Genomic DNA, 14,324 nt, shown 5'->3' on the forward strand with positions numbered 1-14,324 from the left:
ATACGGTTTAGTCGAGGTAGTCGCGGAGCACCTGCGAGCGCGAGGGATGGCGCAGCTTGCTCATGGTCTTCGACTCAATCTGGCGAATACGCTCGCGCGTGACACCGTAAACCTTGCCGATTTCGTCGAGCGTCTTGGGCTGGCCGTCCTCGAGGCCAAAACGCATGGCCACAACCCCCGACTCGCGCTCACTGAGCGTGTCGAGAACGGAGTGGAGCTGCTCCTGCAGGAGGGTGAAGCTCACCGCATCGGCGGGCACGACTGCTTCGGAGTCCTCGATGAGGTCGCCGAATTCGCTGTCGCCATCTTCGCCGAGCGGGGTGTGGAGCGAGATTGGTTCGCGACCGTACTTCTGCACCTCGACGACCTTTTCCGGGGTCATGTCGAGTTCCTTCGCCAGTTCCTCGGGGAGCGGCTCGCGGCCGAGATCCTGGAGCATCTGGCGCTGCACGCGCGCGAGCTTATTGATGACCTCCACCATGTGAACCGGGATGCGGATCGTGCGCGCCTGATCAGCCATCGCGCGCGTAATCGCCTGACGAATCCACCAGGTCGCGTAGGTCGAGAATTTGTAGCCCTTCGCGTAGTCGAACTTCTCCACCGCGCGGATGAGGCCGAGGTTACCTTCCTGGATGAGGTCAAGGAAGAGCATGCCGCGGCCCGTGTAGCGCTTGGCGAGCGACACGACGAGGCGCAGGTTAGCTTCGAGGAGGTGATCCTTTGCTGCTCGGCCATCGGCAACAATGAGTTCGAGATCTCGCCCTTCGATTCCCTTCTTGAGCGAGGGATCCTGCTTGAGCTTGTGTTCGGCGTACAGGCCTGCTTCAATGCGCTCGGCAAGCTCGACTTCCTGAACCGCATTGAGCAGCGCAACCTTGCCGATCTGCTTGAGGTAGTCCTTGACGGGATCGGCGGTAGCTCCGGCAGTGACGACCTGCTGAGCGGGCGAGTCGTCCTCGTCGTTGGTAAGAGCAAACCCCTTGCTCGGATCGTCGTCGTCAGAGGAGTCCTCGCCTTTGGCGTCTCCCGCCTCTTCCGCGGCGGATTCTTCTTTCTTAGTGCCGCGCTTACCGGCCTTCTTGGCGGAGGAAGCCTTAGCGGCTTTCTTGCGTGAAGCCTTCGATTCTACGGTCTCAGTGCTTTCAGCTTCGTGCGAGGAATCTTCCGCCTCCGAGGGAGCCTCAGCGCTCTTGTCAGTCGAGGTGCTCTTCTTCGCGCTGCTCCTCTTTGCCGAAGAGGTCGCGGCTTTCTTAGACGAGTCGCTCGCCTCGGCGGAGTCGTTGCTGCGCGCTTCGGCGCTCTTCGCACTCGACTTCTTCTTGCGAGAGCCGCTCGGGCGATCGAGAATCTCGATGCCGCCTTCCTCGAGCTTCTTCGAGAGCGAGGCAACCTTGTAGGGAGAAATGCCAAGATTCTTGGCGGCGGCTTTGAGTGCCTCGTAGCTCACCGAGGTTTCACCGTCGAGTGCCTTCGTGAGCGACTCAAGGTTCTCGGCGACTTCTTCTTTCTTAGACGTGCTCGTCGACACAGGCTTCCTTCAGTTGGGATCCGAGGGTGGCGTGCGGGCTCAGCTCTCGCACCAGGTGACTGGCGGGCGAATTGCGCACGGACCATACAATTATAACGGCCCTTGCCCCTCATCTATTCCAACTGAGGCTAGTCCTTCGTCACGAGAACTGGGCAGGGCGACTCGAGTAGCAGCCGCTTGACGGTTTGGCCAAGCATGAGCCGACCTACCGGCGCGCTGTGTCGAAGGCCAATCACGATGAGGCTCGCCTTTTCTTCCCGCACGACGCGCAAGAGAAAATCACCGATATCGCGCGAGCTTTCCAACCCAGCCTCACGCACGCGAACCTCGAGAGTCTCAAGGTAGGCCCGCTCTTCATGGCTCATGTCCGCGGACACGCGCTTGATCGCTTCGTTGACTTCCTCTGCATCGGCGGATCGGGAGCCCTCAAGCGGATCGGAATAGGGGAAGGACGCAACGAGCAGCTCGCGGTCGGTCATGGCAACATCGCGAATGGCCGCAGCGAGCGCGGCATCTCCCTGCGAGGTCGAGGCGTAGGCGGCAACGACAACCATGACGGTCCTTTCGACGGGCAGCGTGTGCTGCGCAGACGGTGCGCGTGTGGCGCTCAACGATCGTGCGTTCAAGTCTAATCGCTGCGCCCGTGCAGCGTCACGTGCCCCTTTCCTACCCCACGTGTGCGTGTGCCTGTCCGTCGCACGGCGCCCTCCTTCACCTGCTCGGGGGAGCGTATGCCTCCTCAAGCCACAGTGGGCTCACTCCACCGGCCCCGAGACCGACGACGAGCTCGGCCATTTCGGACGAGTCCTCCACCGCGATAATGTCGCTCGCAAGCTGATGGGCCTCCCCCATGCGCCCGCTGAACCACAGGAGAAATGCGGCAATCGCCGCCAGGTTGGCGAAGGCAGCACGATAGCGGGCCGAGCAGTCCCACCCGTTCGAGCGCCGCCAAATCTCTGCCAGGGCGTTGATGAGACGGTCGCCCTCTCCACCGGGCATCAGATGTGCTGCGGGGAAAAACTCCGGATCTTCGAAGACGCGTTCGATGGCGTCGGACGGGCTGAGCGGCTCCTCTTCGTCAAGGCCAATCACGCTCGCGATGATGTGGTCGCGGCCCGGTCCTAGCACGGCGAGCGACGCGAGCGTGAGGACAGCCTCGCGGTAGCGTTCCGCGATGCCGGGGTCCAGCTTCTGCTCTCCCTGGCCGGCGAAGGCATGTGGTGTGAGCAGATCCGCGAGGGCCTCGCGGCTTTCATACTCGAGGCACCTGAGCGAAGGAAAATCCACGTCGCTATCGCACAGTGGTTTCACCGCAGCAATGAGCGCGTCATGGGAGCTAGGCTTTTCGATCTTCGAGCGGAACGGAATTCCGCTCGCCACCACACTCGCCGCAAAGGCGCTCTCTTCGAGCTCCCCGAGATGGGAGACGCGCCAGTACTCGGCATCAACGGTTGAGCTGAACGCCCACAGCCCTTCGTAAGCGTGAAGAGCACACGGGATTGTGACCCCGCTCATGAGACACGCCTCGGCAACGAGGTCGCAGAGTGTAATCAGCTGGCTCGTCTCGGCCATGTCACGCCAGTGACCATCGAAGCACTCGACCCGCGCCCCCGAACACTCGCCACACTCACCGGGGGTTGGGGTGCCCGTTGCGAGGAGCGCAAGGTGCGTGGCGCCGAGCTCCTGCAGGTTGCGCGCGAGGCGACCAATCTCGCGGGCAAGAAGTTCTGCCTCCGCGCATTCCTCAAGGCGCATGCGGCTAAGGATCACACCAGAATCGCCGTGAAGGCTCGCCCCGCACCCGAAAATGATGAAAGAAGAGTTGAGGTCGAGGTGGGCGAATTGCATGGCGACTGCCGCGAAAACCTCTCGTGCATCGAGGAGATTGACGGTGGGAGCAAGCTCCGTGGATCCTGGCGAAAACTGCTGTGTGTTGTGTGTCATGCCTCCACGATCACCTGCGCAGTCCCCGCATGCGAGCCGCGCTGTCGGATATGGGGAGGCGCCACAGCTGTGGAGCGCGAGCCGCCACGAGTTTTGCTGTGGCACGATGGAAAAGCACAGCAGAACGACGAGAAAACAACGCCCCCGCGCCAAGGAGGATCCGCGTGCAACACCCCCCTTTCGACGACGTCCGCGAAAGCGTGACCGCGATTCTCACGCGTTTCCTTCAAAGTGAACAGGAGAGACTTGCCGCCCTAGCGCCGGAGCCCGCAGCACTCAGCTCCAAGCTCGAAGGATTCCTCGAAGGCGGCAAGTGCCTACGCCCCATGTTCGTGCGCGCGGGAGCGCTCGCGGCCGCGGGCGACCTCGACGACACGACAGAACACGACATCGCGCAGCTCGGCGCCGCAGTCGAGCTCGTCCAAGCGGCAGCACTCATCCACGACGACGTCCTCGATCATTCCCCTACGCGCCGGGGCCGCCCCGCGATCCACGTCGCCGCCACGGCCCAGCACGAGAAGCACAACCTCAAAGGCAACGCCGAGGACTTCGGGGTGGCGACAGCAGTGATCCTCGGTGACCTCGCACTTTCGCTCGCCCACCAACTCGCTTCCTCCGCTTTTGCGGGCGAAGCCGACCGCGCACATTTCCACGCACTGTGCGCGGAAGTCATGGCCGGTCAGTACCTCGATATTCTCAACCAGGCAGGCGCCATCACCTCCACCGACTCCGCAGCTACTTCCGCACGCCTCGTGACTCGGTGGAAGACAGTTTCCTACACGGTGCACCGGCCCCTCATGATCGGCACCACCCGATGTGGCGCCTCCCCGGAGCTCCTCACCGCCCTCAGCGACTACGCGCTTCCCGCAGGCGAGGCGTTTCAGCTTCGCGACGATCTCGACGGAGTATTTGGCGACGAATCTGCGCTCGGCAAATCCACGAGCTCCGACATCCTCGAGGGGAAGCGCACGATGCTCCTCGCTTTCACGGAAGAAGGCTCAACCGAAGCTGAGCGCCGCGTACTGGCGGCCACCGTGGGCAATCCTCAGGCCACCGCCGAAGAGGTCGCCCATGTGCGCGACATCATGGAATCTACGGGAGCGCGCGAAAGCGTCGAGGGCCTCATTCGCACCCGGGAAGACAACGCGCGCGATGTCGTTGCCAGGGAACTCTCAACGCTGACATCGAGGAAGGCGTGCGAACTCCTCGACTCACTCGTGCGACAACTTGCCCGAACGGGACGCTAGAAACCGAGCGACTGCGCGCGCCGACGCACCTCTCCTCGCTGGCCACGACGCAAATGATCGATCGGGCGACCAGGCAGGGAATCATCCGAGGTGAAAAGCCACTCGAGGATCTCGGAGTCGGAAAGGTGTTGATCGCACAGCACCATGATCGTGCCACGAAGGTGCGCAATGACCTCGCCCTCAAGAAGGAAATCCGCGGGGACAGAGCGGACCTTAGGTGTCCCGCGACGCATTTCAACGAGGTGGTTATCCTCGATAAGGCGCTGAACCTTCGTCACGGAAATATCGAGAATCTCGGCAACGTCCGGAAGGGTAAGCCACTGACCGACGAGCGAGTCGAGGCGGGAAATGTCGTCTTCTGAGATATTCACCCCTTCAGCATATTCCAGGGTGTCGCGCGCGGGCACGCGAGAGGGGCGCGCATAGACTTGCGGCGTGAGTACCGAGTCTTCTTCCCCAGACATCGGCCTCGTCCTTAGCGATCGCTATCGCATCGAGCACTTGATTGCGCGTGGCGGCATGGCCACGGTCTATCGAGGCTTCGACGAGCGCCTGCATCGCCCCGTCGCGCTCAAAATCATGCACCCGCATCTCGCGGATAACCCCGAGTTCATCTCGCGTTTCTCACGCGAAGCGCGAAGTGCCGCTCGACTCACCCACCCTCATGTCGTGAACGTCTACGACCAGGGCGAGGACCAGGGGTGCGTGTACCTCGCGATGCAACTCGTTGAAGGCGAAACCCTTCGCGACGAACTCCGACGTGAAAAAACCCTCACGCTCAAGCGTGCTCTGCGTGTGGGCCGCGACGTGCTTGCCGCTCTCGACGCCGCCCACCGCTCAGGCATCATCCACCGCGATATCAAGCCGGAAAACGTGCTCGTGAACGCCGAGCGCGACATCCTCGTCGCTGATTTCGGCCTCGCGCGCGCCGTAGGTTCCGCGACAACCTCCGCGACGGGCACGATGCTCGGCACGGTCGCCTACGTGAGCCCAGAGGTCGTCACGCGCGGCGTCAGCGACGCGCGCAGCGACCTGTACTCATGGGGCATCATGATGTTCGAGATGCTCGTGGGCCGCACGCCTTTCCAGGGCGACTCGGCGGTGCACATCGCTTACCAGCACGCGCACGAAGACATCCCCGCTCCCTCGCAGTTCGCGCCGGGCGTCCCCGCCTCCGTCGATTCGATCATCACGTGGGCAGCCTCGCGCCTTCCCGCCTCACGCCCGACACGTGCACACGAAGTTCTCCTTGCCCTCGACGACATCCTCGATACGCTGAGCGCCACCGAGCTCGCGTATCGCGCGCAGCCCGCGGTCGAAGCAGCCGCAGACGACGCCACGGCTAATGTTCCTCGACTTACGCGCCAGATTCCCCCCGACGCCAAGCGCGCCGCGGCCCCCTCGTCACCAGCATCACCACCGTCGCCTTCGCACGCGTCACGGGGTGGTGCGTCGCAAGCGGAATGGTTCTGGGAGAAGGGTACCTCCAGTCCCTTAGGCAACGGTGCTTCGGGCAGCACGGGCGCGACCGCACGCAAGAGTTTCACTCCGAGCGAGAAACCGTCGAACCCTACTGATCCCGATGAAAGTATCCGCGAAGTGGCTCTCACGGGCCCCCACCGTTCACGAGGCGCCCATACCCGCGATTCGCATCCTTCGCCTCTCCTTAGCGCTCTCGCGATTGTGAGCATCCTCGCGCTCCTCGCGGCTTCGATTTTCGGGGCGCTGCGCTGGTACGACACCGAGGGTCCGGGCGGTATGCGGACCGTTCCGCTCGTTGCGGGCGCTCCCCTCAGCGATGCCGAGGCTGCGCTCCAGGCGGAGGACCTCGACGTCACGACCGCCAAGGCCTATAGCAACGACGTCCCCGTGGGGCGCGTGATCTCCTCCGACCCCGCAACAGGGGCCGAAGTGCACAAAGGCACGCTCGTGCGTCTTACGCTCTCGCTGGGCCAAGAACTATTCGATGTGCCGCAGGTGCAGGGACAGCCAATTTCCGACGCCACCTCGGCCCTGGCAGACGCAGGATTCGAGAGCACCGAAACCCGCGCATATTCCTCGGATGTACCGAAAGATTCCGTGATCAGCCAGGAGCCCGCCGACACATCGCTGCCCCACGGAGCGACCATCACGCTTACCGTCAGCGACGGCCCCGAGCCCGTTGAGGTACCGAGCGTCGCGGGAAGCGAACGCAAAGCCGCCATCAAAGCACTCGAAGACGCGGGGCTCGTCGCGAAAGTCACCGAGCAGTACAACTCGAAAGTGCCGGCGGGGCAAGTCATCTCCCAGGACCCGGCGGGGGCCACTTCCGCGCTTCCCGGTAGCGAGGTGAAGGTTTCGATCTCGCTTGGCCCGAACCTCGTGGACGTGCCCGACGTTTTCCGCAAGAGTGAAGCGGATGCCCGTGCGGCGCTCGAGGGGGCCGGCCTCAAGGTCGAGGTCGTGTACGAGCGCGGAACCCCCGTGTTCGATCTCGTGTCGCAACAGTCCCAGCCGGGCGGCACGAAGGTGCCACGCGGCTCGACCGTCACGATTACGGTCTACTAAAGCCGATTAGCTCGGGCGGTTGCCAAGCATATCGGCGACGAGGAACGCGAGCTCAAGCGACTGCGAGTGGTTGAGACGGGGATCCACGAGAGTCTCGTAGCGATGCTGCAGCCCCTCTTCATCAAGCTCGCCTGAGCCACCGAGAACCTCGGTGACATCATCGCCCGTAAGCTCCATGTGAAGCCCGGCGGGTACGGTTCCGACCTCCCAGTGCGCTTCGAAGAAGCCCCGCACCTCGTCCATGATGTCGTCGAAGCGGCGAGTCTTGTAACCGTTCGAGCTCGTGATGGTGTTGCCGTGCATCGGGTCGGTTACCCAGACGGCCTCGATTCCCTCGCTCTTTGCGGCCTCGAGGAGCACGGGAAGCTTCTCGCGCACGTGTGCGGCACCCATGCGGCTCACGAAGGTGAGGCGGCCTGCCTCGCGCTCGGGGTCAAGAACATCGGCGAGGCGGAGCATATCTTCGACACTTGCGTTCGGGCCGAGCTTCACCCCAATCGGATTGCGCAGTTGCGACATGAAGTGCACGTGCGCGCCATCGAGCTGACGTGTACGTTCCCCAATCCAGAGGAAGTGCCCCGAGCAGCCGTAAATCTCCCCCGTGCGCGAATCAACGCGCGCAAGTGCTTCTTCGTAATCCAAAAGAAGCGCCTCGTGCGAGGAGTAGAACTCGACCATGCGAATGGGATCGAAGTCCACGCCGATCGCCTCCATGAAGCGCACGGCACGCTCGATGTCGTCCGCGACGCGCACGTACTTCGAGTAGGCGTCGGACTCCACGAAGCCCTTGTTCCAGGCCTGCACCTGCCTGAGGTCGGCGAAACCGCCTCCCGTGAACGCTCGCAAGAGATTAAGAGTCTGCGAAGCGGTCGTGTACATCTTCCACAGGCGTGAAGGATCCGGCACGCGGGATTCGGGCGTGAACTCATACCCGTTGACGGCATCGCCGCGGTAGCTCGGGAGGCTCACGCCATCGATCGTCTCGGTATCGCTCGAGCGAGGCTTCGCGAACTGTCCCGCCATGCGCCCCATTTTGATTGTGGGCAGGGACGCGCCATAGGTGAGGATCGCTGCCATCTGGAGGATCGTTTGAACCTTGTTCTTGATGCGATCTGCGGTCGAATCGGCGAAGGTCTCGGCGCAGTCGCCGCCCTGGAGCAAGAATGCCTCACCACGAGCTGCCTTCGCGAGATGCGTGCGAAGCAGGTCGACCTCGCCGGCGAACACGAGTGGTGGCGCTGCGCGAAGCTCATCAAACACCCGCGCGCGCTCCTCCTCATTCGGCCACGTGGGCTGCTGGATGCGCGGATATTCGCGCCACGACGAGAGTGCCTCAAGGTGGGCTGACGATTCGGAGAGCTCAAAGGGGTGGAAGCTCGCGGCAACGTTTCGGTTCTGGTAACTCACCCGGTCATAGTAGGCGAAACCTGCGTGCGGAGCATGTGCAGTCCACACGCGGTCGCGCTCAAACGCGCTCGTGCGCCTTCGCGCGCGAAGCCTTGAGGCTCTTCTTCACCTCGGAAGCGTACTCATCCACGTACTCTTGGCCGGACAAGTCGCGAATCGCCTCCATGAGAATATGCGCAAGGGCACGCAGCTCATCGCGCGAAGCGGGGGCATTGCTCGACACCCCGCCCCTGAGACGTGTCAACTCAGCGCGCATATCGAGCGTGGGGCCGATCGTCGTGTGCAGCGTCGCCCCTAGTTTCGGAAGAATGGATTTCTTCGAGCGCTGGGCCTCAAACGCACCAATTTCAGCAACGGGAAGAATAGGCGCCCCGGTCGCGAGCGCGAGACGAATCGCGCCAGTCTTGCCGCGGTACATGCGACCATCGGGGCTTCTCGTGCCCTCGGGAAAAACCCCGAGTGCGTGCTCGCCTTCAAGCACGGCAATCCCCGCGTTCAGCGCCGCGCTCGCGCCTGCCTGCCCCGAACGGTCCACGGGGATGACATTGACAGACCGCATGAGCCACGCGAAAAACTTTCCCGGCAGTCCCTTGCCTTTAAAAAGAGCGTCTTTGCCGAGCCAGTGAATCTCGCGCGGAATCATGCACGGCACAACATAGGTTTCAAACGCGGAGACATGATTGCAGGCCATGATCATTCGCCCCGAGGACGGAACGTTTTCGAGGCCCGAGACTGTCGGGCGCCACACGATTGTCAGGAGGAATTTCACGATGGGCTGCAAGGCGGAATAGAGATGCACGGGGACAACCTTATAGGGCAGCGACCAGCGTGAGAGAACGAACGCGCCACGACGGCCTGCCAAGGAGGCCCAATCCATCGAAGGCGCGTACACTCGACTTCAGCGCCGCCTAGCAGTCAAGGAGCATTCCCCCGTGTCACGCGAGTTCGAAACACCTCAGATCGCTGAGTCGAAACCCGACGAAAACATCACTGATTTCCTCCTTCTACGCCGCACCAAGTACGCCGACATTCCCCTGTGGGAGCGTCAGCTCACCCCCGGCACGTGGTCGCCCATGTACGCACCCGAATTCATCACGCTCGTGAAGCGTCTCGCGCAAGGGCTTATCAACGAAGGCGTCCAGCCAGGCGACCGAGTTGCGATCATGTCTCGCACGCGCTTCGAATGGGTACTCATCGACTGGGCATTGTGGTTCACCGGGGCGATCAGCGTACCGATCTATGAAACGTCCTCCCCCGGGCAAATCGAATGGATTGCCTCTGACTCCGGTGCACGCTTCATTTTTTGCGAAAACGCCGGCCATGCGCAGGATATCGACGAAGTTCGCCCTTCGCTCTCGGACCTCGAGCAGGTGTGGGTCATCGAAGAGGGCATCATCGAGCAGCTCTCCGTTGCCGAGAGCGACGTTGACGACGAGGCTGTCGAAAAGGCTCGCACGAGCCGCCACAAAACCGACACCGCGACAATCGTCTACACCTCCGGCACGACCGGCCGGCCCAAGGGCGTGGAGCTCACGCACGCAAACTTCATGGATCAGTCCCTCAACGCAGTGGGCCTTCTGGGTGAGGCGGTTATGCCCCCTGGCTCGCGCCTGCTGATGTTCCTTCCGCTCGCGCACGTGTTCGCACGCGACATCACGTTCATCACCATCGTGTGCGGGTGCACGACAGGTTTCTCCCCCGATGCGAAGCACCTCCTCGACGATCTCGCCTCGTTCAAGCCCACTTCCCTGCTCGCAGTCCCTCGCGTGTTCGAAAAGGTCTACAACGGTGCCGAGCAAAAAGCTGTTGGCGACGGTAAGGGCAAGATCTTCCGCCGTGCCGTCGAGGTGGCCATCCAGTACTCGAAGGGCCTCGACACGGGCAAGATTCCCCTGCACGTGAAAGCCCAGTACAAGCTGTTCGACCCACTCGTGTACTCGAAGCTGCGCAATCTCATGGGTGGAAAGCTCACCTACGCAATCTCGGGTGGTGCACCACTTGGCGACCGCCTCCCCCACTTCTTCCGCGGCATCGGTGTCACGATCCTGGAAGGCTATGGCCTCACGGAAACGACCGCCCCCGTAGGCGTCAACAATCCGTGGAACGTGAAGGTCGGCACCGTCGGCCCCCCGTTCCCAGGCGCCAAAGTCAAGCTCAACGACAAGGGCGAGCTGCTCGTCAAGGGCGTCATGGTGTTCAAGGGGTATTGGAACAACCCCGAAGCAACAGCCCAGGCACTCCAGGATGGCTGGTTCAACACGGGCGACACCGCTACGATCGACGAAGACGGCTACATCACGATTACCGGCCGCTCGAAGGAGATCATCGTGACGGCGGGCGGCAAGAACGTCTCTCCCGCGCAGCTCGAGGACGTCGTGCGCCAGAGCCCGGTGGTGAGCCAGTGCATCGTTCTTGGTGACCAGAAACCCTTCGTCTCGGCAATCGTGACGCTCGACCGCGAGATGCTTCCACGGTGGCTGAAAAACAAGGGACTTGGCTCGGTTCCAATGGCCGAAGCGATTTCCCACGAAGATGTCATCGCCGAAGTCCAAAGGGTCGTCGACGAGGCTAATACTTCGGTCTCGCGCGCCGAGTCGATCCGCAAGTTCGAGATCATCGATGCGGATTTCACCGAGGAGAACGGCTACCTCACCCCGTCGTTCAAGCTCAAGCGCGCCGCCGTGGTCAAGGATTTCTCCGACGTCATCGACCGTATTTATACGAAGAAAAAGTAAGGCGGAAGCGCAATCGCTCACGTAGCGCAGCGAGCGTTTGAGGATCTCGGCCCCGAGCTGGTCGATGTCGAATTCGTCGTCGTCGACCTCGAAACAACCGGGACTAACGCTGATCTCGACGCGATCACGGAAATCGGCGCCGTTCGTGTGGTGGGCGGCGAGGTCGTCGAAGAATTTCAAACCTTCGTCAACCCCGAACGTCCTATCCCCGCGTATATCGCCGCGCTGACCGGTATTTCCGATCACATGGTGAGAGAGGCGCCCACGGCCGAAGCCGTCATCCCCGCGTTTCTCGAGTTCGCGCGTACCTCCGTGCTCGTTGCCCACAACGCGCGCTTCGACATCGGCTTCCTCAAGGCCGCGGCACTGAGGCTCGAGTACCGTTGGCCTCCCTTCGAGGTTGTTGACACTCTCGCTCTCGCCCGCAGGGTCTTTGGCCGCGACGAGGTGAAAAACCACAAGCTCTCAACGCTCGCAAGCACCGTGGGGGCGATCACAGTCCCGAACCACCGGGCACTTTCCGATGCGCGTGCGACAGTCGATGTGCTCCACGAAATCATCGCGCGCCTCTCCACGAGTGGAGCGAGTCACCTTTCCGATCTCACCACGAGCGGCAAGAAGGCGAGTCCCGCGCAGATTCGCAAACGACACCTCGCCGCCAATATTCCCCCTGTCCCCGGCGTCTACTCGTTTATCGATGCGCACGGCTCCGTGCTGTATATCGGGAAATCCGGCAACCTCCGCTCACGCGTCCGTACCTACTTTTCGCCGCACGAAACCAGGCGTGCCGTTCTCGACATCATCCCTGCGACCGAGCGCATCGACGTGGTGCAATGCTCGAGCGAATCCGAAGCCGCGGTGCGCGAAATGCGCGCGATCGCCCGCACGCGCCCTCTCGCGAACCGCCAGGGAGTGCGGCGATCGCTCGGCAATTGGTTGCGTGTGAATCAGGATGGTCTGCGCCTCGCGCGCAAAGTTCATGAAGAAACCGCCGTCCATGCCTATATCGGTCCGCTGCGCTCGCGCCACGATGTCGAACCAATTCGCTCGCTCGTCTACGCGGCCTTGGGCTCGGCGGTCGGGAGCGAGCAAACTCCCGGCTCTGAGGCGGGCCCGCTTGAGAGCGAGGGTCCGACGGTTGCCGAGGGACCGTCGGACCGCCTGTGCGAACACCCGGGCTTCCACGCGCGCATGCACCGAGCCCTCACCGAGGACCCACGCGATGTTTTCTCATATGCGGCGGCGAAGATGCGTGTCCTCGTGGAGCGCGGACTTTACGAAAACGCCGAAGCGCTCCGCTCCCGAGTGGAGCTCTTTACGCATGCGGCACGCCGCGCGGCGCGGCTGCGCTCCATCGCTGCCGTGCCGCTCATTGTCGCTGCTCGTAAGGTCGCCTGCCCGGGAGCAGAGGCAGATACGCCATGGCAGTGGGAGATTTTCGCGGTGCGCCACGGGCGTCTCGGGGCCACTCGCACGATGCCCGCGTGGATGGACCCGCTCTCTGCGGTCGCGGAGCTCTCACGCGAAAGCGAACCGGAAAGCGACCTGCGCGCGCCAATGTGCTTCGGCTATCACCACGAGGCCGAGCTCATCCTCGAGTGGCTCGCCGAACCGGGGATGAGGATCGTGCACGTTGAGGGCGAATGGTCGATGCCCGCAACAGCGCGCTTCACCCTCGAGGAATTTCAGCGCACGTTCACGCGCTCTGCGACGCCGTAACCCAGCGATCAAGCGCAGCCTGAGCGGCGCCGGAATCGAGTGATGCTTCTGCGCGCTTCACCGCGATACGCATGCGGTCCATGAAAGCAAGGCAGGCGTCGGAATCTTGTTCAAGTCCTTCGGCTGCGACGATGCCCGAAGCGGCATTGAGCACGACGGCATCGCGAACCGGCCCCGTTTTGCCCGCGAGAAGATCGCGCGCGACTTGCGCGTTATAGGAAGGATCGCCTCCTCGAAGTGCGTCGATGCTCGCACGTGAAAGTCCGAAATCCTCGGGCTTGACCACGTGTGTGGTGACGATACCGCCGTGGACTTCCCAGACATCGGATTCGACGGCGATACTCAACTCATCGAGACCGTCCCGGCCCCGCACGACGACAGCCGAAGCCCCGCGGTCGGCAAAAACTCCAGCGATCACGGGGGCCATCTCCTCAAAAGCAACCCCCACCGAATGTGCCCGAACGCCCGCGGGATTCGTGATGGGACCGAGAACGTTGAAGACCGTGGGGAGCTTGAGGCCGCCGCGTGCGGGAGCCGCGTGTTTCATCGAAGGGTGGAATACCTGCGCGAAGCAAAACGAAATTCCTGCTTCGTCAAGGACGCGTTGAACATGTGCAACGGGAAGGTCGAGACGCACGCCCAACGCTTCGAGAACGTCGGCGGAACCCGATTTCGAGCTCACGGCCCGATTGCCGTGTTTCGCGACAGGGATTCCGGCGCCACGAATGACAAGCGAGGCCATAGTCGAGACATTCACCGTATGCGCACCATCGCCGCCGGTACCCACGATGTCGACGGCACCTTGCGGCGCCGTGATGGTTGTAGAGTGCTCGAGCATCGAGGAGGCAAGCGCATTCGCTTCATGCACGACAGCGCCCTTGGCTTGGAGTGCCACGAGGAATCCCGCGAGTGGGACCGGATCAACCTTCCCCCTCATGACCTGACCCATGGCCCACCACGCCTCATCGCTCGTGAGATCACGCCCCTTCGTGAGGGCGGTCGTCAGTGCCGGCCAGGTATAGATTTCTTGATCCGTCATAGCGCCCATGCTAAGCCGCAACGACTCGTGACGTAGGGCATGCTCACCAGGCGGAACAGGGCTTAGATCACGCAAAAAACCGGGACAAAAGCCCCCATTCGATTCAACAATCACGCTCCTAGCGGGTATGCTGAAAAAACCTGCGCACGGACTTTTGT

The 14,324-nt window shown here is 62.5% G+C and carries 11 protein-coding genes; 4 read left to right on the top strand and 7 right to left on the bottom strand.

Going from position 1 to position 14,324, the window contains the following annotated elements; genetic code table 11:
- Positions 1–7: 7 nt before the first annotated feature.
- The 3 genes from DAD186_RS05925 to DAD186_RS05935 form a co-directional block, all read right to left on the bottom strand.
- On the bottom strand, positions 8–1,528 hold the full coding sequence (locus DAD186_RS05925) for an RNA polymerase sigma factor (RefSeq protein WP_065247905.1): 1,521 nt from the start codon (positions 1,526–1,528) through the stop codon (positions 8–10).
- A 128-nt stretch (positions 1,529–1,656) separates the two neighbouring features.
- Positions 1,657–2,139 (bottom strand): universal stress protein, encoded by a 483-nt coding sequence (locus tag DAD186_RS05930; RefSeq protein WP_236886215.1) that lies wholly within the window; start codon positions 2,137–2,139, stop codon positions 1,657–1,659.
- A gap of 100 nt (positions 2,140–2,239) precedes the next feature.
- Positions 2,240–3,472 (bottom strand): hypothetical protein, encoded by a 1,233-nt coding sequence (locus DAD186_RS05935; RefSeq protein WP_065247907.1) that lies wholly within the window; start codon positions 3,470–3,472, stop codon positions 2,240–2,242.
- A gap of 164 nt (positions 3,473–3,636) precedes the next feature.
- Here DAD186_RS05935 and DAD186_RS05940 point away from each other — a divergent pair, with 164 nt between their 5' ends.
- Entirely contained in the window at positions 3,637–4,719 is a 1,083-nt protein-coding gene (locus tag DAD186_RS05940; RefSeq protein WP_065247908.1) for a polyprenyl synthetase family protein, read from the top strand.
- Here the strand turns inward: DAD186_RS05940 and DAD186_RS05945 are convergent.
- Complete coding sequence (locus DAD186_RS05945) at positions 4,716–5,090, bottom strand: Rv2175c family DNA-binding protein (protein WP_236886216.1); 375 nt, start codon at positions 5,088–5,090, stop codon at positions 4,716–4,718. The genes DAD186_RS05940 and DAD186_RS05945 overlap by 4 nt on opposite strands.
- Before the next feature lie 64 nt (positions 5,091–5,154).
- Between DAD186_RS05945 and pknB the strand changes: the two genes are divergently transcribed.
- Positions 5,155–7,266, top strand: a complete 2,112-nt coding sequence (gene pknB / locus DAD186_RS05950; RefSeq protein WP_065247909.1) for a Stk1 family PASTA domain-containing Ser/Thr kinase — start codon at positions 5,155–5,157, stop codon at positions 7,264–7,266.
- 6 nt (positions 7,267–7,272) lie between these two features.
- Here the strand turns inward: pknB and DAD186_RS05955 are convergent, their stop codons facing one another.
- Both DAD186_RS05955 and DAD186_RS05960 read right to left on the bottom strand, forming a co-directional pair.
- Complete coding sequence (locus DAD186_RS05955) at positions 7,273–8,673, bottom strand: class II 3-deoxy-7-phosphoheptulonate synthase (RefSeq protein ID WP_074297005.1); 1,401 nt, start codon at positions 8,671–8,673, stop codon at positions 7,273–7,275.
- A 58-nt stretch (positions 8,674–8,731) separates the two neighbouring features.
- A complete protein-coding gene (locus DAD186_RS05960) occupies positions 8,732–9,472 on the bottom strand; it encodes a lysophospholipid acyltransferase family protein (RefSeq protein WP_167550765.1) in 741 nt (246 codons plus the stop codon).
- A 133-nt stretch (positions 9,473–9,605) separates the two neighbouring features.
- Here DAD186_RS05960 and DAD186_RS05965 point away from each other — a divergent pair, with 133 nt between their 5' ends.
- On the top strand, positions 9,606–11,408 hold the full coding sequence (locus DAD186_RS05965) for an AMP-dependent synthetase/ligase (RefSeq protein ID WP_065247910.1): 1,803 nt from the start codon (positions 9,606–9,608) through the stop codon (positions 11,406–11,408).
- A 12-nt stretch (positions 11,409–11,420) separates the two neighbouring features.
- Positions 11,421–13,127, top strand: a complete 1,707-nt coding sequence (locus tag DAD186_RS05970) for a DEDD exonuclease domain-containing protein (RefSeq protein ID WP_065247911.1) — start codon at positions 11,421–11,423, stop codon at positions 13,125–13,127.
- Here the strand turns inward: DAD186_RS05970 and trpD are convergent.
- Positions 13,105–14,175 carry an anthranilate phosphoribosyltransferase gene (trpD, locus tag DAD186_RS05975; protein WP_157457096.1) on the bottom strand — a complete coding sequence of 357 codons (1,071 nt, stop codon included), beginning with the start codon at positions 14,173–14,175 and terminating at the stop codon, positions 13,105–13,107. The genes DAD186_RS05970 and trpD overlap by 23 nt on opposite strands.
- Between the last annotated feature and the right edge of the window lie 149 nt (positions 14,176–14,324).

It is taken from the genome of Dermabacter vaginalis, assembly GCF_001678905.1.
Lineage (GTDB): Bacteria > Actinomycetota > Actinomycetes > Actinomycetales > Dermabacteraceae > Dermabacter > Dermabacter vaginalis.